This window comes from Sunxiuqinia indica, from assembly GCF_009847015.1.
In the GTDB taxonomy this organism is placed as follows: domain Bacteria; phylum Bacteroidota; class Bacteroidia; order Bacteroidales; family Prolixibacteraceae; genus Sunxiuqinia; species Sunxiuqinia indica.
In genome coordinates this window covers 1-21329 of the sequence record NZ_WVEM01000019.1, presented here as the reverse complement: position 1 = coordinate 21329, position 21329 = coordinate 1, and the positions used below count along the sequence as shown (strand labels likewise).

Annotated in this window: 21 protein-coding genes; 13 read left to right on the top strand and 8 right to left on the bottom strand. The window is 39.2% G+C overall.

Annotated elements, in window-relative coordinates; genetic code table 11:
* The first annotated feature begins 14 nt into the window (after positions 1–14).
* From GR929_RS20170 to GR929_RS20140, 7 genes are all read left to right on the top strand, one after another.
* Positions 15–1502 carry a contractile injection system tape measure protein gene (locus tag GR929_RS20170; RefSeq protein WP_159523317.1) on the top strand — a complete coding sequence of 496 codons (1488 nt, stop codon included), beginning with the start codon at positions 15–17 and terminating at the stop codon, positions 1500–1502.
* Positions 1502–2848 carry an ATP-binding protein gene (locus tag GR929_RS20165; protein ID WP_159523315.1) on the top strand — a complete coding sequence of 449 codons (1347 nt, stop codon included), beginning with the start codon at positions 1502–1504 and terminating at the stop codon, positions 2846–2848. Before GR929_RS20170 ends, GR929_RS20165 begins: the two co-directional genes overlap by 1 nt.
* Positions 2849–2867: 19 nt before the next feature.
* The gene (locus tag GR929_RS20160) at positions 2868–4505 is read left to right on the top strand and encodes an eCIS core domain-containing protein (protein ID WP_159523313.1); all 1638 of its coding nucleotides are present in this window, start codon (positions 2868–2870) and stop codon (positions 4503–4505) included.
* A gap of 26 nt (positions 4506–4531) precedes the next feature.
* Complete coding sequence (locus GR929_RS20155) at positions 4532–5230, top strand: CBS domain-containing protein (RefSeq protein WP_159523311.1); 699 nt, start codon at positions 4532–4534, stop codon at positions 5228–5230.
* 167 nt (positions 5231–5397) lie between these two features.
* Positions 5398–5568 (top strand): hypothetical protein, encoded by a 171-nt coding sequence (locus tag GR929_RS20150; RefSeq protein ID WP_159523309.1) that lies wholly within the window; start codon positions 5398–5400, stop codon positions 5566–5568.
* 107 nt (positions 5569–5675) lie between these two features.
* On the top strand, positions 5676–6413 hold the full coding sequence (gene folE, locus GR929_RS20145; RefSeq protein WP_235934528.1) for a GTP cyclohydrolase I FolE: 738 nt from the start codon (positions 5676–5678) through the stop codon (positions 6411–6413).
* Between the two features lie 144 nt (positions 6414–6557).
* Positions 6558–6911 (top strand): T9SS type A sorting domain-containing protein, encoded by a 354-nt coding sequence (locus tag GR929_RS20140; protein WP_159523307.1) that lies wholly within the window; start codon positions 6558–6560, stop codon positions 6909–6911.
* Between the two features lie 39 nt (positions 6912–6950).
* On the opposite strand, the gene GR929_RS22060 is transcribed toward GR929_RS20140, so the two are convergent.
* Entirely contained in the window at positions 6951–7079 is a 129-nt protein-coding gene (locus tag GR929_RS22060) for a hypothetical protein (protein WP_262886065.1), read from the bottom strand.
* Between the two features lie 183 nt (positions 7080–7262).
* On the opposite strand from GR929_RS22060, the gene hutI reads away from it, so the two are divergent.
* The gene (gene hutI / locus GR929_RS20135) at positions 7263–8513 is read left to right on the top strand and encodes an imidazolonepropionase (RefSeq protein ID WP_159523305.1); all 1251 of its coding nucleotides are present in this window, start codon (positions 7263–7265) and stop codon (positions 8511–8513) included.
* A gap of 75 nt (positions 8514–8588) precedes the next feature.
* The gene (gene ftcD / locus GR929_RS20130; protein ID WP_159523303.1) at positions 8589–9635 is read left to right on the top strand and encodes a glutamate formimidoyltransferase; all 1047 of its coding nucleotides are present in this window, start codon (positions 8589–8591) and stop codon (positions 9633–9635) included.
* 99 nt (positions 9636–9734) lie between these two features.
* Here the strand turns inward: ftcD and GR929_RS20125 are convergent, their stop codons facing one another.
* Both GR929_RS20125 and GR929_RS20120 read right to left on the bottom strand, forming a co-directional pair.
* Positions 9735–10601, bottom strand: a complete 867-nt coding sequence (locus GR929_RS20125; RefSeq protein ID WP_159523301.1) for a transglutaminase-like domain-containing protein — start codon at positions 10599–10601, stop codon at positions 9735–9737.
* 6 nt (positions 10602–10607) lie between these two features.
* On the bottom strand, positions 10608–11483 hold the full coding sequence (locus GR929_RS20120) for a nucleoside phosphorylase (RefSeq protein ID WP_159523299.1): 876 nt from the start codon (positions 11481–11483) through the stop codon (positions 10608–10610).
* A gap of 173 nt (positions 11484–11656) precedes the next feature.
* Here GR929_RS20120 and GR929_RS20115 point away from each other — a divergent pair, with 173 nt between their 5' ends.
* Positions 11657–12475 carry a prohibitin family protein gene (locus GR929_RS20115; RefSeq protein WP_159523297.1) on the top strand — a complete coding sequence of 273 codons (819 nt, stop codon included), beginning with the start codon at positions 11657–11659 and terminating at the stop codon, positions 12473–12475.
* Between the two features lie 90 nt (positions 12476–12565).
* Here GR929_RS20115 and GR929_RS20110 read toward each other — a convergent pair whose 3' ends face one another.
* From GR929_RS20110 to GR929_RS20090, 5 genes are all read right to left on the bottom strand, one after another.
* Positions 12566–13804 (bottom strand): PQQ-binding-like beta-propeller repeat protein, encoded by a 1239-nt coding sequence (locus tag GR929_RS20110; RefSeq protein ID WP_159523295.1) that lies wholly within the window; start codon positions 13802–13804, stop codon positions 12566–12568.
* A 77-nt stretch (positions 13805–13881) separates the two neighbouring features.
* Positions 13882–14301 (bottom strand): gamma-glutamylcyclotransferase family protein, encoded by a 420-nt coding sequence (locus tag GR929_RS20105; RefSeq protein ID WP_159523293.1) that lies wholly within the window; start codon positions 14299–14301, stop codon positions 13882–13884.
* Between the two features lie 243 nt (positions 14302–14544).
* Positions 14545–16572, bottom strand: coding sequence for an ATP-binding protein (locus GR929_RS20100; protein WP_159523291.1), 2028 nt, complete (start codon positions 16570–16572; stop codon positions 14545–14547).
* A gap of 75 nt (positions 16573–16647) precedes the next feature.
* Positions 16648–17793 carry a BT_3928 family protein gene (locus GR929_RS20095; RefSeq protein WP_159523289.1) on the bottom strand — a complete coding sequence of 382 codons (1146 nt, stop codon included), beginning with the start codon at positions 17791–17793 and terminating at the stop codon, positions 16648–16650.
* Positions 17794–17802: 9 nt separating this feature from the next.
* On the bottom strand, positions 17803–18345 hold the full coding sequence (locus tag GR929_RS20090) for a DUF1599 domain-containing protein (protein WP_159523287.1): 543 nt from the start codon (positions 18343–18345) through the stop codon (positions 17803–17805).
* A 108-nt stretch (positions 18346–18453) separates the two neighbouring features.
* On the opposite strand from GR929_RS20090, the gene folP reads away from it, so the two are divergent.
* Genes folP through GR929_RS20075 form a run of 3 tightly spaced genes read left to right on the top strand, consistent with a single transcriptional unit; the run spans position 18454 to position 21201 of the window.
* On the top strand, positions 18454–19335 hold the full coding sequence (gene folP, locus GR929_RS20085) for a dihydropteroate synthase (RefSeq protein ID WP_159523285.1): 882 nt from the start codon (positions 18454–18456) through the stop codon (positions 19333–19335).
* Complete coding sequence (cdaA, locus tag GR929_RS20080; protein WP_159523283.1) at positions 19332–20126, top strand: diadenylate cyclase CdaA; 795 nt, start codon at positions 19332–19334, stop codon at positions 20124–20126. Before folP ends, cdaA begins: the two co-directional genes overlap by 4 nt.
* Positions 20116–21201, top strand: coding sequence for a mechanosensitive ion channel family protein (locus GR929_RS20075; protein WP_159523281.1), 1086 nt, complete (start codon positions 20116–20118; stop codon positions 21199–21201). The genes cdaA and GR929_RS20075 overlap by 11 nt, the downstream gene beginning before the upstream one ends.
* The last annotated feature ends 128 nt before the right edge of the window (positions 21202–21329 follow it).

Genomic DNA, 21329 nt, shown 5'->3' with positions numbered 1-21329 from the left:
TACAACCAGCTAAAATGGAAAAAGAAAAGCATCATATAATTCAAGGCTTTCAAGTTGAGATCAATGTTTCCAATAAACGAATTGGGCAGGCTGCAGCCGATCAGACACAGTACATCATGAAAAATAAGATCATTCCAATTACGGAAAAGGTGTTGGATGAATGGTCTGATGAAAATACACATATTCAGCTGGATCGCCTGGAGATTGATTTGGGAGCCATTCCGTTTGATGACTTGGCGCATGAAATGCCGGATCTATTCGAAACAAAAATTAAGGAAACATTGAAGAGTTTGTTTTCGCAAAGGCAGAAAATTGAAGAAGAATCACTTGTTCATGTTGAGTATCCGCAAGTCTTATTAGATCAACTTATCTTCTTTCTGCAAAAAGGGCATTTCCCATGGCACTTGCATGTCGCGTACAAAGATCCCGACGAAATGGTTTTGAAACTGTTGAATGATGACAGTTCGCAGCTGATAAAACAACTAAAACCACTTTTGATTTCGGATGATGTTTTGAACCGCTTGGTTCGTTCGCTGCATTCGGATACCGTTGATTTGTTTTTAGCCGAAATTGCTTTCTCAGATGCAGCTACACAAGCTATGCTGCTGATTGGGGAGCTGGCGCGTTTCAATCATATGCAAAATATTCATCTTAGCCGGAAGCAAATTGAAGCCGTGGTATATCGACAGGCTATTAAAAGAGCTGCTCTCGGACAGATTGTTTTTACAGGCAAATCGGTGGCGAAAACTGTTAGCGAGTTGCTGTCGTTTTTTAATTATGACCGAAAACAAATTCCGGGGTACGTCAGGCAATTCTCCATGTTTGCAAAGTCAGAACGGTTTTTAACGCAATTTGTAGATGTGATTGATGAACTGAAAAAGCAAGGGAAACTGGACGAATTGGATCGTCCTGATCCTGCAATTGATGAAAGCAGGAAAAAGCGGAAGACCGACAAAAAGGTGGCTGAGCAAGAACAAGGAAAAGAGCAGGTTGAAGACTCGATGATTTGCAACCTCGATAATGCCGGCTTAGTTCTGCTTTATCCTTATTTAAAACATCTTTTTGAACGCTTGAACTGGATGGAAAACAACCAATTCATAAACGAAAATAGGCGAGCACAAGCCGTATTGTTGACCGACTATTTGGTTTATGGTGAGCAGAACTTTGTTTCGGAGCATAGGTTGGGATTAAATAAGATTTTGTGCGGGATGCAAATACAGGAGGCTATAGATCCTTTGGTTGAAATCGGCGAACAGGAAAAAGAGGAAGCTGATGAACTTCTGATTTCAGCGATTAAACATTGGAGCACCTTAAAAAATACGTCAGCAGACGGATATCGCTATTCTTTTTTGAAACGAGACGGCGTGCTGAAATTTGTAAATGAAAGCTGGCAGCTAAACGTTGAACGTAAAAGCTACGATATGTTAATGGAATCGTTGCCTTTTACAATCGGCATTATTCAATTGCCCTGGATGAATCATAAACTGAAAGTGGAATGGTAATGGACAATATCATCAATAATGCGACATCGCTCGAACAAGACTTGAAATGGTTTTCGCAAGTTTTAGATGTTCGGTTAAAACTCTACTTCGGTCAGGAATGTTCGGTGGCGTCGGTTTACGATATTGAACCACCTGCTTTTAAAAAGGACGAATCCATTTATACCGATTTTATTCACTATTACAATTTATCGTTTGCTGAACGGATTTTGCTTTTGCTGTCACTAATTCCGCATGTAAAACCAGAGCTGCTAGATCCGCTGCTTTTGGTGAATCAAAAGACCAACCGTGGCTGGACTGAATTTGGCGGCATCAAAGGGAAAAACCATGGCGGGATTATACCAACGGGTGAAACCTTTGTATTTCTTATGACCGGTGGTGTATTGCAGGAGCGTTTTGCTTTGTCGGAAGCATTCAGTGCCGAGCATGTTTTTGCCAAACACCAAATATTGAAACTGGAATCGGCTCCGGAAGGAGAACCTTATTTGTCTGGGATCATTCAAATTTCAGGAGATGTTCTTGATCATTTAACGCGGGGCGAAGTTCATCGTCCAATGATGAGCTCAAAATTCCCTGCCAAGCTGATTACAACAGAGCGGGCGTGGACTGACCTCGTTGTTGATGAGAAGACCTTTCATCAAATTGAAGAAATTAAAACCTGGCTTGAACACGGCAACACTTTGCTTTACGAGTGGGGCATGAGCAAAAAGCTTCGTAAAGGCTATCGCTGTTTGTTTCATGGCCCGTCGGGAACCGGAAAAACAATGACTGCCTGCTTGCTGGGAAAAGATACAAACCGCGATGTTTACCGAATTGATTTGTCGATGGTTGTTTCTAAATACATTGGTGAAACCGAGAAGAATCTGTCGGCGGTTTTCAATCAGGCTGAAAATAAAAACTGGATCCTGTTTTTTGATGAGGCCGATGCTCTTTTCGGCAAGCGTACCAGCGTATCGGATGCACACGACCGCTATGCCAATCAGGAAGTCTCATACCTGCTGCAGCGTATTGAAGATTATAATGGCTTGGTTTTATTGGCTTCAAACCAGAAAGAAAATATGGATGAAGCCTTTACCCGACGTTTTGATAATATCATCAATTTTACTTTGCCGCGACCTGATCAGCGGTTGGAAATATGGAAAAATGCCTTTGCCGAAAAATCAACTTTGGCGAATGATATCTCGCTAAAAGAGATTGCCAGGGGGTATGAACTTTCAGGAGGAGCGATCATGAATGCTGTTGGCTACGCATCGCTGATGACTTTAAAGAAGAACTCGCAGGAGATTTCGAAAAATGACCTGCTAACCGGTGTTCGGAAGGAATACCAGAAAGAAGGCCGAACCATTTAACGCTAAAAAACAAATCAGTATGAACACAACCAAAGCAAAAAAGAAGGAATCGCAAGATAAAAATGTAAGTCGGTCGGTCGCCGATTCGGTTGGAGTTGTTGTTCAACCCAAAATGAAAGTAGGTGCACCGGGAGACCGATATGAAAATGAAGCCGATCGTGTTGCTGATCAGGTGGTCACCGGATCGGAACCATCGATTCAAAAACAGGAAGAGGAGGAGGCGGCGCAAATGTCACCAATCGAGGCCGTATCAGTTTCTCAGATTCAGGCTTGCCCGTGTGACCGGGAAGATTCGTTGCAAAAAAAAGGATTGAATCAATCGGCAAGCGTGGCTTCACCATGGCTCGAGCAGCAAATTAATAACTCGAAAAGTGGAGGGGAAGCGCTACCAAAAAATACAAGGTCATTTATGGAAACTCGATTTGGTCATGATTTTAGCGGGGTGCGTGTTCATCATGACTCTAGTGCTGCAACCATGAGTTCGAACATACAGGCAAAAGCATTTACCAATCGAAATCATATCTATTTCAATCAAGGATATTATTCTCCCGAAACCAGCTCGGGTAAAAAGCTAATTGCCCATGAGTTAACTCATACCATTCAGCAAGGAGCCAGTCAGAAATCGGATACCGTTCAGCGTGATTTGGCCGTTGCTCCTACAACTCCTGATGCAGAGGTTATTCCATTAACACCTGAGCAGGTTAGTGCAGCCTTGCATTATAATTTAAACCGATTTGCGAACGAAGATGAATTGAAGGTAATTCGTGATGTGATTGGACTTTCTCCGGAGGCTGAGCATTTGATCGACGAAGAATTTGTGAGAAGTGTTGGACGATGGCAGGCTTCGCATGGGCTGGGGCAGGATGGTAAGCTCGGACCGAATACCGTTGCTACTTTGGTAGCCGAGTATCAGGCCGAGAGCACGCTGGCTCCTGATATGGCAGAACGTGGCCGTCGGCTGGATATCAGAACCAAGAGTAATGAGCGGCGAAATAACATTGACGTGGGTGGGCATAGCGATTTGTTTGATGCGATTTTGAGCCACAAAAATGCGATGCTAACACTTTTGATGCGGATCAATTTTCGGTTTCATCCGGATAGCTCGGGCACGAACTTGACTAACAATGAACAGGATACGTTTATCACTCGTTTCCGGCGTGATGTACGTCGTGTGTGGTCGTTTATGTATGCGCTTGTGCCAGCGGGCAGAAACCTGCTTCGCAATTACCTGGATACCTATTACGCCAATATTCGAATTGTCAATACAGCAACCAATCCGCATTATGTGGCACATATTACACGAACTGCAAACGCGTACGACAATACCAATCCGCCGGGAGCTGCAATAGGGAATGGAGGACCTGCAGCTGACAATGACAATGGCTGGCTGCGATTGGGAAGTCGCGATGTCGGACTATTTCGAGGACAGTCTCGCGGCGGTTTTCCTATGCGGCAATATACATCTGCTCATGAATTTGGACATATGATGGGCTTACCGCATATTCATTGCAACACAAACTCCAATGCGTGCTATGGAACAACCAGAGCAGAGCGTGCCAATATTATGGGCTTAAATAATACGGTAACACCGAGTAATTATTTGCCATTTACGACAGCGATGCGCGTCATTACCGGTTCAAACTGGCGAGCCAGATAATCATTTAACTTTTAAGAATAAACGAAATGAAGGAATGGATTCCTTTTTTGCAACAATTGATTTGGCCGGTGTTTATTGTGCTTCTACTAATTGTGTTTAAAGGTAAATTAGAGGGGTTGTACAAAATGGCTACTGAAGGCCGTGAGATTGAAATTGCTGGCGTGTTTAAGATCGGTCAGGCTATTAAAGAAACGGAAATTAAGCAATTTGCAACCGGCGACCTTAGTATTGAGGCGATGGAGGGAGATGAGTTTGCTATTGAAAAGGGAAGTTGGGAAATGCTTAATCAGTTACAAGAAAAATTACGTAATTCTGAATTGAATTCCATTGATGTGATGATTCTTCGACCCGATAAATACTATTTTAAAAACCTGCTGCTTCGATATGTTGGTACACTGGGAATCAAACAACTCATTTTTGTTGATAGCAGTGGTCATTTTGATGGGTGGATTGAAAGCAGCATCTTTTCGGGGCAAATATTGGCCAATGATCAGCAGGAGTATAAATATGAACAACTGAAAGAATTTTTGGCCGGCATTCATCACGAAACCATTCAACCAAATGACAATACTGGCGATGTTCTTGAAAAAATGAGAAAATATAAACAGGAGTACATGCCTGTAATCGATCAGAAAAAGTACAAGTACTTTGTGAATAAATCCGATATTTTAACAGCTCTCGTATCGACTGTTTTAACACAGGATAAGGAAGTGAAAGAAAAATAAATTGAATATAAAACTCCTGAAAATTTGAAATGTTTAAAATGAGTATCCGTGGGTTTATACGCGGACAACGATGCGATTCTATAGCACTATCTCATAAATTGTGTAAATAGAAATACCGGGGGGCGACTCCCGGTATTTTTTTGTTCAATTATAAATTTTACACAGTAATGAAAAAAGAAGATTTATTAAATGATGATTTTCTTAAGCAGTTTAAATCAGGAGAGGAACTCAACGATTTTCTGAAACAGTGTCATATCGAACATTGTTTGATACCAATTGGCCTACTCTTCCGAAAGAGTTTTAGTAAAACATTATTCAGGGTTGTAGCTATTTTGTAAATATTTGAATATGAGTAAGAAATATGCCTTGTTTAAAAAAAACACATAAATATTAAACAAACATACTATTTGCTTGTTGGTTAGATATGAAAACATTCGGAGGATAGATGATGAAAGTAAAGGGTTTTGTTAAAACAAGTCAGCCATCGCAATTAGTGAACGGTGGAACAAATGGGAGCTCTGTCAGTAATTTTGTAGATCATGATATCATTGGAGACAACCATGTTGCAACGTCAGCAGATACACCATTGCGTGATGATGCATTTATGAGAAGCGATGAGCAAAAGATGGCAGTCATTGAAGATAAGTTCCGTGACATAATGAATGCACTTGGACTCGACTTGAATGATGATAGTTTGAAGGGAACTCCCGGGCGTGTCGCCAAAATGTACGTTAAGGAAATCTTTAACGGACTAAATCCTGAAAACAAACCCAAGATTTCAGTTTTCGAAAATAAGTTTCAGTATGGCGAAATGCTAGTCGAAAAGAATATTAATCTGAATTCGACCTGTGAACATCATTTTCTTCCAATTGTAGGAAAGGCTCACGTTGCTTACGTTTCTAGCGGGCAGGTAATCGGCTTATCGAAAATAAACCGCATTGTCGATTATTTCGCCAGACGTCCACAGGTGCAGGAGCGCTTAACGGTTCAAATTGCAAGCGAATTGAAACTGATTCTGAAAACAGATGATGTGGCTGTTCTAATAGATGCCAAACATATGTGCGTTTCATCGAGAGGCATTGAGGATGAAAGCAGTTCAACTGTTACTGCGGAGTACGGCGGCATATTTAAGCAACAAGACCGCAAGGACGAATTTCTAAAATATATATCACTTGGGAAGTAGTTAGTTTTGCATTATTCAGATTAACCTCTCAATTTGTCCTGGAAGGTTTTTTTATTCTTTGACTTGATTAATATTTATTAAGAAAGTTTGCAGCTTTTTGGAACAATTCTTGTCATTTTTATAAAAAAGCAAACAAGAATTATCATGAAAACAAGAATACTTTCAATTATACTAATCTCATTTTTAACACTTCCTATAGCGTTTGGTGCCAGAGCAGCCGAACAGCAAGTTGATAATAAGTCCTATCAAATCGAGAAAATTTATCCAAATCCTGTAAAAAACTTTGTTTACGTTGAGCTTTCTTCTGAGAAATATTCAACTGTTCAGTTTGATTTGATTGATATTCTTGGAAATAAAGTCAAGCTTTGGAAAAAAGTTGAATTAGTTCCGGGAAGTCAACGTATACAGTTGGAAACAAATGATTTAAATAACGGGTTTTACTTGCTTCGAGCCACGATAGACAAACAAATAATTGTGAAGCGAATTCGGAAGCTCTGAATTACGTTAGTTGTTGCTTGTCTAATTTTTTCCAACTTTTCAATAAATACGTCGATCCAACCAAAACGAACGGTATCTTCCGAAGAATTGCGAAAAGTTATTGATGATTTGCCTATTTCGTTTTGTAATAACTAAACGATATCCCACTTGCTTTTTGATGGTTTTCATAGAACCAGTTTTGTCATTCTTCAATGTGCGTTGCATAAAATGTTTCCATAATTTAGATCCATTATTGGCGTAGCAGGGATCTTTCAACTTCAATTACGAATAGAATGGGATTTGTTGGGTGAGTAAAAGTTTATTTCAACGTCATTTTTTACTAACTTGTATATAAAACCTCAGAATTTAGCGATGAAGTTGATATTGGAAAATATTAAGGAATTGGTTCAGGTTGAAGAAAAGTCCAGGGTGTGGGTTGCTGGAAAAGAAATGGCTAAATTAGATATACTAAAAAATGCTTATTTGATTGTTGATGATGACCAAATCGAGACTTTTGGGTCGATGGATGGTTTTAGCGAAGATTTGGTTGATGGTGTCGAGCTGATTCTGGAGATTGATTGTTCAGGAAAAATAGTGTTACCCGGTTATTGCGATTCTCATACCCATTTGGTTTTTCCGGCTGGTTGCGAGTATGAATTTGTTAACCGGATCAAGGGCCGTAATTGCGAAGAGAAAGCACGAAGGGAGCGAATGATTTTGAATTCGGCCAAAGAAATGGAGCAAGCTTCGGAAGATGACTTATTTGAAGCTGCAACAGTACGCTTGAATGAGATCAAAAAAATGGGAACAACTTCGGTGGAAATCAAGAGTGGATACGGGTTAACTGTAGAGTCGGAGTTGAAAATGTTGCGTGTGATTAGACAGTTGAAAGAAGATAGTCCTTTAATGATAAAAGCCACATTTTTAGGTGCAAATGCAATACCTCCCGGTTTTAAGAATAACCGTAAAAAATATATCAACTTGATTATTCAGGAAATGCTTCCCGAAATTGGGTATGAAGGATTGGCGGACTATATAGATGTATTTTGCGATCAGGGCTTTTTCACCCCTACAGAAACGACCAAAATCCTAGAAGCAGCCTTGAAGTATGATCTCCAACCCAAAATACATGCGAATGAATTTGGCCAGACCGGAGGAGTGGATATTGCAGTAAATAATCAAGCACTTTCTGTTGATTGTTTGACGTATATTGGAGAAAATGAAATTTCTGCTTTGCTTAATTCGGAGACCATGCCAACCATTTTGCCGGGAGCTGCTTTCTTTTTAAACCAAGCTTTATCACCTGCTCGAGAAATGATTGGTGCTGGTTTGCCGATTGCTTTGGCCAGCGATTATAACCCGGTAACTGCTCCTTCGGGTAATATGAATTTGATTCAATCATTGGCCTGTATTAACTACTGCATGACATCTGAAGAGGCGCTTAATGCCTGCACCTTGAATTCAGCTTATGCGATGGGCTTAGAAAACAGTGTGGGAAGCATTTGTAAAGGAAAGCAAGCCAATTTGTTAATAACAAAAGAACTTCCATCGTACACAGCTATTCCGTATTATTTTGGAACCAATCCGATTGAAACTGTCATTATCAATGGCGAAATTTATTAGTTTCGAAGAACCAGTTCATATATATTTGAAGCAAAATTTAACTCCGTAAAGACTCGTGAGTAAAAGTCAAAACTAATGACACAACTAATAGAATGTGTGCCGAATTTCAGTGAAGGAAGAAATCCAGCCGTAATCAAGCAGATTACAGATGCGATTGAAAGCGTTAACGGTATTAAGCTACTAAATGTTGATCCGGGAAAAGCTACGAACAGGACTGTCGTAACGTTTGTTGGCGAACCTCTTGCTGTGATTGAAGCGGCTTTTCGCGGTATCCAAAAAGCTTCCGAAGTTATTGATATGAGTAAGCAACAGGGGGAACATCCTCGCTTTGGTGCGACTGATGTTTGTCCTCTGGTGCCAATTACGGGTATTTCAATGGAGGAAACTGTTGAATATGTCTACCAATTAGCAAAGCGAATTGGTGAAGAACTGGAAATACCTGTGTTTTGCTATGAGTTCGCGGCACGAAGTGAGATTCGAAAAAGCCTTGCAAATTGCCGTTTTGGTGAGTATGAAGGATTGCCAGATAAATTGAAAGATCCAAATTGGCAACCGGACTTTGGTCCTTCAAAGCCAAATGTAAATGCTGGGGCGATTGCAGTTGGCGCCCGCAATTTCCTGATTGCCTATAATGTTAATCTGAATACCCGTTCGATATCAAAGGCTAGCGCTGTTGCTTCTGATGTACGGGAGTCTGGCCGTGTAAGGCGCGAGACAGGTAAAATAGTTAAAGACGAAAGCGGGAATCCGGTTCGGATCCCGGGAGTATTAAAGAAAGTGCGTGCAATCGGCTGGTACATAGAAGAATATAAGATCGCGCAAGTTTCCATGAATTTGATCGACCTTTCGGTAACTCCAGTCCATATTGCTTATAGCGAAGTTTGTAAAAGTGCAGAGAGAAGAGGAGTGAGTGTTACTGGTTCAGAGCTAATCGGACTTATTCCACTGCAGGCAATGCTTGATGCCGGTAACTATTTTTTGCAAAGCCAAAATCGTACAACTAATATTTCCGATCAAGAGATTGTCGATATGGCAATCAAGTCAATGGGATTAGATGAACTGGCACCATTTAATCCACGGGAACGGATCATTGAATATTTATTGGAAGATCGACTGACATAAGAAGAGTCTCACCGGAAACAGTGAACTCTGTATTCCATCCCCAATTATGAAGCGATTACTTATCTTGGTATGACGAGCAACACGGAGCTTCACGCGGTTTTAAAGGAAGTTTGAAATTTGGCGCAAGTCTTTCACTTTATCCTGGTAGCCGAGTGAGTCATAGCTTTCGATCAGGCTTTCAAGGAGTTTTTTTATGATGATTTTGTCTTCACAAGGGGCATAAAAATCATCGGCTCCAAATTGCTCGTTTTTGTTCAAAAAATAATCAACTTCTTTCCGCCCTATAATAGCTCCTTTATTTGAAGGATTGATATAAAAAAGAACGGGCGATTGGTGTTCACTTCCATGTGCTTTTTGAGCTGCTTCAGCATCTACATAAGCAAGTAAAGGTGTTTTCGGAAAGTTGACGAACTCTACTGGCAAACTCAACTCACGAGCAACCAATGCGTACAAAATAGCGACTGAAATGGCATTGCCTTTTTTGGTCTCAAGTAGTTGATTGATGTAACTGTTTTGCGGCGAATTGAGGTTGTTGAGATTGACCGAAAACTTGTTGGTGTCGTAGAAAATATGATTTAGAACGGTAATCTTTTCCAGAGAAGTCAGCCTGTTATTAATTTCAAGCCAGACATCATTACTAATTTTTTGAATTTTAGATTTGATGCTTTTCAACTTCAAATCAGGGTATTGGTAACTGGAAATGAGGAAGAAGCCTTCAAATAAATCAACTTTTTTTTGGTTGTTCCAATTCCATAGTTTCGTTCGGGTTTCGCTGAATTGAATTTGTTGAATCAGATTTTCAATTCGCATTTGGATCAATTCATCCAAACTTGTCTCCCAAATATGTTCCAATTGCTCAACAATTTTGCTATCCTCACACAACAATTGTTGCTCTACTTCTTCATACACGGCTTCATCCGGATCATCCAACAACGTAATTAAGGCTTGTAATCGATCACTTTTCATAGCATCCTATGAGTTACTTATCTTTTCTAAAACCAATTCAATCAATTTTTCCATATAGGTATGGTAGGATTCATTTGCTTCCTTATTCGTTCGGCTTGCAATAATCAGGCAAACCGTTACAGCCTCATGACCCAGTAGAGCCGAAAGTCCGTAAATAGCAGAGCATTCCATCTCGTAGTTCGTAACCTGAAGTTCTTTGTAGTAAAAGCTCTCTATTTTTTCGTTTAATGATGGATCAATTGTTTTCAGCCTTAGTTCACGGCCTTGGGGGCCATAAAAGCCAGGAGCCGAAATCGTCACACCTTCGTGAAAAACGTTTTTGTCAGAAAATAATCTGAGTAGTAAGGGCGAACAATCAACAACGTAGGGACGTCCCAGTATCGTGTTCCACTCCGTGTGATTAAAAAAGTTCTTCTCAAAGTCAATATCAGATATGAGTTCTCGATCTGCGTAAAAATTTAGCAATCCGTCGAAGCCAATTGCTTTTTTTGATACTACAAAGGAGTTAACCGGCAAATGTTTTTGCATACCTCCGGAAGTTCCAATGCGTATAATTTTAAGAGAGCGCTTTTCATCTTTTATTTTACGTTTGTCTAAATCAATATTTACCAATGCGTCAAGTTCGTTTAATACAATATCGATATTGTCGGTGCCAATTCCTGTAGAAATGACCGTAATACGCGTATTGTTGTACTTTCCGGTAGTGGAAACAAATTCTCTGTTTTGAACAGTATATTCAACTTCTGAAAGAAATGACTGAATTGCTTTAACTCGGGATGGATCGCCTACAAGAATCACATAATCAGCTATGTTTTCTGGCTTTAAATGAAGGTGAAAAATACTTCCGTCTTTGTTGATGATTAGTTCTGAAGACCCGATCATACAAGAGTATTTTTGATTACATGCCAAATCTAAGTAAAAAAAAGATTTTAACAAACCTTTCCACGCTATGAATCAGACTATTTTAATGTTCGGCTTTAATTTGAGCTAAATATTTGAGTCTTTGTTTAAAAACCTTACATTTACCTGAATGACAAATTAAAAATATAGAGCGAATGGATTTCAATTTTAAAAAATCGTATTTAATTATTTTGGGTGTAGTAGTGGTGGTCCTTTTATTTTTTGGAAGTAGCATGTTTGTAACCGTTCAACCAGGAGAACGGGCAGTTCTTTTCCGCCCTTTTAGTTCTGGATTAGACAAAGAGAATATTTACATACCAGGGTTTCATGTTGTGGCCCCATGGAATACCCTATTTGTATACGATGTAAAGGAACAACAGCGTGAAGAAACAATGGATGTATTGGATAAAAACGGATTGTCGATAAACGTAGATGTTTCGGTTCGTTTCAATCCTACTTATACCAGAATTGGCTATTTGCATGAGATTTTTGGCAAGCGTTATATCGATAATCTTATCGTGCCAGAGGTTCGCTCTTCGGTTCGTCAGGTAGCCGGGCGTTACACTGCCGAAGAAATATACTCTACCAAAAGGAGCGAGGTTGAAGCATCAATTATTAATGAAACCAAAGAGGTTCTGGAGAATAATGATATTGCCATGAAGGCCTTGCTGATTCGTTCTATCAATCTTCCTGACAAGATTAAACAAGCTATTGAGAAAAAGCTGGAGGAAGAACAGGCTTTCTTAACCTACCAATATACGCTTGAAACTGCCAAGCAGGAGGCGGAGAAAAGACGGATTGATGCCGAAGGTATTGCACGGTTCAATCGCATTCTTGATGCATCGCTGACAGCCAGTATTTTAAAACAACGAGGCATTGAGGCGACTTTGGATTTAGCCAAATCACCGAATGCTAAAGTGATAGTCGTTGGAAGCACAAAAGATGGATTACCGCTTATTTTGGGTGGAAACTAATAAATAGTGGTTGAGTGACAGAAGAGCCGGCAAGATTTTATCTCGCTGGCTCTTTTTATATCGGGTCTGTTTTCAACTTGAGTATTTACCTCATGATTTTTTTCTGATATCGTACGCTCCAAGATAGTTGCCATGCCTTATGTATAAAACTCCGTGATGAATTACCGGGTGAGCAAAATGTTCTTTGGTTCCCTTTTTTATATCAAAAGAGCTAATTAATTCCAGTTTATCAAAAGGGTCAACAAGCGAAAGCTCTCCTTTATCAGCGTAAAAATAGATCAGTCCATCTGCCAATATCGTAATTCCTCGGCCAAGTTTGAGGCTGTCGGTTTTTTCTGCTGTTTCACCGTTTATAGCAACGAGTTGGCGTTTACTGTGGCTGCCTGTATAAAGTTGGTCGTCGAGCTTGATAAAACCACCCATATAGTTGTCGAAACCTGGTGTTTGCCATATTTCTTCAATCGAATTTCCATCTTCGCTGATTGCTAGTTTTACGCCTCCATTTCCATCTGCCGCAGAATAATAGATAAAACCGTTGTCAAACAAGATCGTGTTTCCGTGGGTGTCACCTTTTCCCGGTTCTCGCTCTTCTAGTATAGTGTTTGTCTGTTCTTGCGACCAAAGTAGTTTGCCTGTCTCTGCGTCGATGCCAAGTAGATGATAGGCGGAAAATGTCGCTAGTATCTTTTTGTTATTCCATTCGAAAAGGAGAGGAGAGTTGTAACCGGGGCGTTCTTTAAAATAAGGATGTGACCAAACCAATTCTCCGCTATTTCGGTCCAATGCAATCAAGTTATGATCCGTTCCACCGGGTTGACAATAAACCAGATCCCCGTTAATAACTAGCGATTGCGAATATCCAAAGCGTGGAATCTCGCCACCAAAGTCGTCGAGCATATTTCTTTTCCACAAAACACTGCCGTTTTCCGTTTCAATACAACACAAATCACCAGATCCAGAACAAACATAAATCTGGTCGTTCAATATGCTTGGTGTTCCTCGCGATCCAGCGAAGTTTTTTGTCCATTCTTTACCATAGGCTGAACGCCAGATTTCTTTTCCTTGATGGTCCAATTTAAACAGGTATCCGAGGCTATCAATTTCACCGGTTATATACACAAATTTATCAGTAATAATCGGGCTACTGTAGCCATTGCCAATGGTTTCAGTGCCCCATATTTCAGTAGGACCAAGTTCCGGCCAACTTTTTAATAAGTTGGTTTCGAGATAGGTACCTGAGCGATTTATCCCACGCCATTGGGTAACTTTGGGTTTCGGATTACAAGCCAACAGGCTGATTGAGATAATTAGGAAGACGATTTTTTTCATGTGTTCGTGGTTAAGAAGACAATTCGTTTTTAATTAAAAGTAGCTGAAAACGTATTTTTATTACAACCTATCTTGAATTAAGCATTGAATAGCAGATTGTCGATCCAATTTCTAAAGGCTTGAATTTCATCCAACATGCTCTGTCTGCTTTTAGTTGTTCCTACGTTTGTTGATATTCCAATCGCATCATTTTGGGTGTAAACAAAAGCATTTTCAAGGCCTGAGTCGCACTCGATCGAAACGGTTTCACGCTCATAAAAAGGAACATCTTCCCACAGGTCCAAAATTTTTACTTCTTTTTCATTAACCTCTACTAATTTTCCACTTACTGTTGATCCTTGATCCGGTTTTACAAACAGATAACCACTTTCAGGATTTACATAAAGACTATAGTTGGACAGACGGCCCGCTTTGTATTTGGGTTTTCGTTTCAATAAACACTCAAAAAACTCAGGATCACCAATTGTTCCGTAAACAAAAAGTTGTGTTTTTTCCATTGGTCGTTTTTAATTGGAAGAAGCTTTTGCAGATAGTGGTTTGCTTGCTTTTAAGTTTTGTTTTTGTAAATCGATTAAGATTAAATGTAAGAAATTTGTAAATAAAATAGAGACGATTGCTCCGGGAAAAGTAAAATTTGATTAATTTCGGATTAAATTAATAATTTAGACCCCCGCCAAAATCCTTTCTCGCACCTTACCGGCGGGGGATTTTTTGCAATATGTCGGAAATTACTTGTTGTGTCAGGCTTCGAAAAGCGGAAAGCTTAAATAGAACTCCGAGCCTTTACCTTTTTTAGAAATAACATGAATTTTTGAACCGAGTAATTGTGCAAGAGAGTGAGAGATCGCTAGTCCTAATCCGGCACCTTGCTTTAAATTATCGACTTGAGTAAATCGAGAAAATAGAAGTGCCCGGTCCTTTTGGGAAATACCAATACCAGTATCTTTAACGAAAAGATCAAAATTGCCGGGAATGGATGATTCTCGGCACCCTAGTGTAACAACACCTTCGGGCGTATATTTAAATGCATTCGAAATAAAGTTGTTTAATATCTGTTCCAGGCGAGTCTGATCGGTATTGATGATGCAATCGTAATAATCCAACTGAATATCTAGTTTAAAGTCGATCAAAGCAGGACAATCTTCTTTGTGTTGGACATAGATCCTTTTCAGTAAAGGTTTTACTTCGGTTCTTTTTTTTGCAATTTCAAGCGAGTTGGTTTCTATTTTCGAAATATCAATAACATCGTTAATGATTGTCAGTAGGTTTTCATTTTGTTTGATAATAATATTGATGAAATCTTGTTTTCTATCTTCTTCAACCTCATTAGATGCAATTAAATATGAAAAGCCAATGATTGAGTTCAGAGGGGTTCTGATCTCGTGACTCATATTTGCTAAAAAGGCTGATTTCAGTTTTTCGTTTTTTTCGGCTGTTTCTTTTGCTTTAATTAGTTCTTGTTCACGCAGTTTCTGATCTGTTATCATTTGGATTATTCCGATAGATTTTACTGGAATTTGTTGCTCATTTCTTAAAAGCTGACCGAAAAGCCGGACATAAATTGTTTGATTCAGCTTGTTAATTATCCTGCATTCTTTTTCGACCGTTTCTTTCTGGTCAATTTTCCTGAAAAAATTTATTACATCTTCAAGATCATCAGGATGAATAAGACTTTTGATATATTCTGCAGTCAAATATTCTTTTTCTTTGTTTACCCCGGTAAAACTATACACTTCGTCAGACCAGTAAATTTTTCTATCCTCCAAACTCATTTCCCAGGTTCCCATTTCTCCAACTTCCATTGCTTTGTGCAAATAGGTATCCCGGTCTTTCAGTTCCCGGGTTCTTGTTTTTACTTGTTGTCTTAGCACTGCTATAAAAAGAAAAGCAACACCAAACAGAGTGATAAATCCGTAGATCAAAAATTGTAACCAGATTGGCAAAACCCATTGAGCTTGCTCGAAAACAGCCTTTTTGTAATCAGCAATTAGTTGAAAATATATTGAGTTCGGAGTGCTTTTGTAAATAGCCAGACGGTTATCGATCTTTTTTCGTAAGTCTTCATTTTTGCCAATTGGGAAAGAATATTTCAACTCTGTGGGGTTAAAATACAGGCCTGAGCTAACCACTTCTGGTGGGAGTTCTCCTAACAAATTCGGAGATGGACCTACAATGGCAAACAGTTCCTTCCTCTTCAGTCTGTTTAATGCTTCAGAATGACTATTGATGTAGACCGCTTGTATTTTGATATCGAATTCGGCGATGTATTTAAGAAAACCAGCGGCGTTGTTGTCGTCAATAACCAATCCTATTTTTTTATTTTCAAGCTGAAGGATATTCTTGAAGTCAGTTTGCTTGTTCATATAGAGCTCGCTCCACATGGTGTACAAATTGGAATCGGTAAAGTCAAGTATTTCTTTTCGCTTAGCCGTTTCCTGTGTGCCCGGTAACACATCAATTTCTCCGTTCTGCACTTTTATGAAAAGCTCATTCCACGATCCATCGACCCATTCAAACTGAATATTTTCATCTTGAGCGATTTTTTCGAACAGTACCAACGGAAATCCTTTTACTTCTCCATTTTGGTCACGAGACATAAAGCCAGGGACATTTGGAAGTCCTACCTGATACAAAAAAGTCTCTTCAGCAAAGGTCGCAATGAAGCCAAAACACAGGATGAGAATCAATCCGGTTTTGTACAAACCCTTAATGTTTTCAGAGTGAGTTGGAGATATTCCGTTTTTAAGGCTGCAATGGTTTGGGTTCATTTTGCACTATTGATATTATCAAATGTACAAAATGAACTGGTATTAAAAAAGATGAATATGAGTTTGTTAGAAAATCTATTTTCCTAGCACTTCGAAGTATTTTAATTGCTTCTCAAATTCTTCAATTGTTGGAAAATCGTTGTAATGCCATTTATCCAGAATGGTACCATTTTTAATAAGCATTAGCCCTGGGTTCGAACGGATCATTGTTTTTAAGGTAATCTCGTCGGCATTAAACATTTCGAAGGGCAAATCATGTTCAGCAATATAGTAGTCAATATTTTCGGGGAGCGAAGACGTTAACCCTATAAAATTCATTCCCTGGGCATTTGCGTATTGAGCCAGTTCTCTCAGCTGTTCCAAGTTAGAAATATCGGCGTCATCGAGGTTTTTAGATATGAAGAAAAAAGTATAATTCTCATCGTAAAGGAAAAAGTCTTTAATGTCTTCCCCTTCAGGTGTTTCTATAAAGAAATTGTGAATTGGAGCTTTGTAGCCTTCCTGTACCAATTTCGTGTCAATTGATTCAAATTCCCAGGTTGTAGAATCTTGCCAGGGGGAATTCTCTTCAGTAAACTTCTTTACTTCTCCTGTATTTTTGTTTTTATAGTATAAGGTATTTTCATACACATCTTTAGGAGCATCGTCTGGTACAGTCATTCCCTCAGGAATATTAACTCCAATTTTATAAGGTCGAAAATCAATAATAGGGAGGTGGTTGTACGAGTAGTCAATTAGATAAGCAAATACCAGTATTGTAGAGATCGCCATCATGGAGGCAATTGGTTTAAATTTTGCGGAATGATGTCGTTTGCGATAGGCAAAAACAATAATCGCGAACGCAAGAAATACGATATTCTTAAAAAATGTTTCCCAATTGGTTAAAATTAGTGCATCTCCAAAACAACCACAGTCGGTGACCGGATTCGTCAAGGCCAGAATAAATGTAAGCACTGTGAAAAAACTCATCACCAATACGGCAAGGGCCGAGGTGAGTGAGATAAAAACGTTGAAAACCAGTGCGATGCCAATGGCGAATTCTGTTGCCGATAACAAAATACCGAGAGGGAGCGCGAATGACGTTAGCGAATCCATACCCCAGACATTAAAATAATCGGTGAACTTATAAGCCATTCCCCAAGGATCAATGCCTTTTACAAAACCTGAAAAGATAAAAACCAGCCCGAGCAGAATTCGGGCAATGTGCCACAATGTTTTCATAAAATTCCTCTATTCTTTATATTCTAGCTTAATTAACGCAAAAACGGCGTAATTGATCATGTCTAAATAATTGGCATCAATTCCTTCCGAGATGATTGTTTTTCCGGCATTATCTTCTATCTGTTTTGTTCGCTTAATTTTCATCAGAATAAGATCGGTAATGGAGCTGATTCGCATCTGACGCCACGCTTCATCGTAGTCATGGTTTTTATTTAACATCAGATCTTTAGCTTGATTGAAATAATTCAGGTAAAGCTCATGGGTTTCCTCTTCAGTAAGGTCATCTTCATCGGCAATTCCTTTTTCAAGTTGAACAAGCGCCATGATGCAGTAATTGATAATTCCAATATATTCTGATCGACTACCTTCATCAACTTTCATGTTTTCCTTCATTTCAATGCTTCGTATTCGCTGAGCTTTGATGAAAATTTGATCAGTCATAGAGCTGGGACGCAAAATACGCCAGGCAACTCCGTAGTCTTTCATTTTTTTTACGAAAATATCCTCACAAATTTCAATAATATGATTGTATTGTTCAATGGTTCTTTCCATTTTGTGCATTTAATTTTGAGCCATAAAAATAGGAAAAAATGCGTATTTTGTTGGCTTTATTATACTTTTGTATGAAGCATTGTTTAACTTATCTAATACTTAGGTTTTATGTTGATCACAACCTCAGCAAGTAAGTTCTTTAAACGAAAACATACGATCAATGTTAATGGGCAACTAATCGACCTGTCGAACCCTGTTGTGATGGGGATTTTAAACGTAAGCCCCGATTCTTTTTTTGACGGAGGAAAATATGTAATCGAAGATGCCATTCTTCGGCGTGCAGAACAAATGCTGGAAGAGGGGGTAAGCATTATCGATATTGGTGCAGTGTCATCTCGTCCGGGGGCTGATTCCATTTCAACAAAGGAAGAACTGACCCGCTTATTGCCAGCAGTAACCGCTATTCGGAAACGGTTTCCGGAGGCTCCGATTTCAATCGATACTTTTCGTTCGTGGGTGGCATTGCGCGTAATTGATGAATGTGGTGATTGTATCATCAATGATATTTCAGGAGGTGATTTTGATGAGCACATGTTTGACACCGTTGGGAAATTGGGGATGCCATACATCTTGATGCACATGAAAGGAACGCCTCAAACGATGCAGGACGATCCTCAATATGATGATATAATAAAAGATATTTCGAAATATTTTTCTGAAAAAGTACGAAAACTGACTAAAGCGGGAGTCAAAGATGTTATTCTTGATCCGGGTTTTGGTTTTGGTAAAACGTTAGAGAATAATTATGATTTGCTAAATCGGTTGGATTCCTTTAAGGTTTTTCAATTGCCGGTAATGGTTGGTATGAGCCGAAAATCAATGATCCATAAGTTGTTGGAAGTTGATGCCGAACAAAGTTTAGGAGGAACAATTACGGCTAATACGATGGCACTGCTTGGTGGAGCCGATATTTTGAGGGTGCACGATGTGAAAGATGCTGTTGAGTCGGTAAAGATTTTTACCAAGCTTAAAGAGACGGCTAATTTATGAGCTTATTTATAACATTAAGGTTTTTAGATGTTTTAGACATATTGCTGGTGGCTTTTTTGCTTTACCAGCTTTACTTGCTGATTAAAGGCACCGTAGCCTTTAATATTTTTATTGGGCTTTTTTTAGTGTACCTATTCTGGCTGCTGGTGAGGGCGCTAAATATGGAGCTGCTCGGATCATTTATGGGGCAGTTTATTGGGGTAGGTATTTTGGCTTTGATTGTTGTGTTTCAACCCGAAATCCGACGTTTTTTGTTACTGATTGGGAGTAACCCACAGGTAAATCGCTTTCTGAGCGTTGAAAAATTATTCAATCTAAAAACGAAGTCAGCTTCCGGGCAACATTTGAAAATGATTGTTAGAGCTTGCGAAAATATGGCGAAAGTGAAAACAGGAGCTTTAATCGTTATTGCGCAAAATTCGGAGTTGAAGGAATATATCAGAACAGGTGAAAAATTGAACGCTCGTATTTCGGATAGTTTGTTGGAGACCGTTTTTTTTAAAAATACCCCTTTACATGATGGAGCTGTAATCATTAACGGGAATAAAATAATGGCAGCAAGATGTATTTTACCGCTGACCAACAAGGAAGATTTAAATCCGCTGTTTGGATTGCGACATCGGGCAGCAGTTGGAATTACCGAAAATACGGATGCCTGTGCAATTATTGTTTCTGAAGAAACCGGAAGGATTTCGGTTGCTCTGTCTGGCGAACTTAGGCACAATCTCTCGGGGATTGATTTGAGTAATATACTTGAAAATATTATTATAGATATTGACGATGCTGACTAAACTTAAAGAACTTATTTTATTTGAAAATGATGTGTTCAGGGTTGACCTGTTGGATTTGATTTTAATCATTGCGATAGGCTTTGTAGCGTTTATAATAATACGGCTATTACATCGATTCATTAAAAAGCTGCTGACAAATAAGCATATTTCTTTTCGTTTTTCTCGCTATTTATTGCAAGGAGCCAGGTTGTTGGGGTGGATCAGCTTCTTTTTTATTGCACTTGAAGTGCTGGGTATTAAAAGTTCCATCGTCTTTAATTACGTATTGTATGCCGGTGAAAAATTTAAGTTGCAAATTTTTAATATTTTTATCATTCTGGTCGTCCTGTATATTGTCAGAGGCTTATCCTTCTTAGTTGAGTATTGGTTTGATGATCGGATTGATAGTAAAAAACTGGATAAGGGAAGGGGAAAGTCGTTCCTTCAGATTGTTAAATACATTATTTGGATGCTGGGGATTAGTGTGGCAATTGGCTCACTTGGATTCGAAATCACCTTGATTATTGCCAGTGTATCAGCTCTGTTGATTGGTGTGGGATTCGGCTTACAACATATTTTTAACGACTTCTTTTCAGGCATTATCATTTTATTTGATGGATCGATTGAAGTGGACGATGTGGTAGAAATGGAGGGCGTTGTAGGACGCGTGCTGGAAATTGGTTTACGTGTTTCAAAAGTGTTGACGCGCGACAACGTTGTTATTATTGTCCCCAATTCTCGGTTTACAGGGCAGCAAGTGATTAACTGGAGTCACAATGCTGATGTCACCAGGTTTTATGTTCCTGTGGGCGTTGCTTATGGTTCTGATGTCAGGTTGGTGGAACGAATATTACTTGAGGCTGCTAAAGATCACTCTCAAATTGTGAAGACCCCGGCCGCATTTGTTCGATTTAATGATTTTGGAGAGTCTTCACTTGATTTTGAGTTGTATTTCTGGACAGCTAATGACTTCATGGTCGAAAATATCAAAAGTGATCTGCGCTTTGAAATTGATCACCAGTTCCGCGAAAATAAAGTTGAGATCCCATTTCCACAACGTGATTTGCATTTTAAAAGCAGGAACTTCAATTTATAGGATCTAGTTAGTCAATCCTTAAAAACAAAATAAATCACTGGTTATCAACAGGTAGTGTGAATAAAATCCGTGATTTCAAGGTGTTAAATTGCAAGGTTATTAGTAAATTAGGGAAAAAGCTTGCAGAA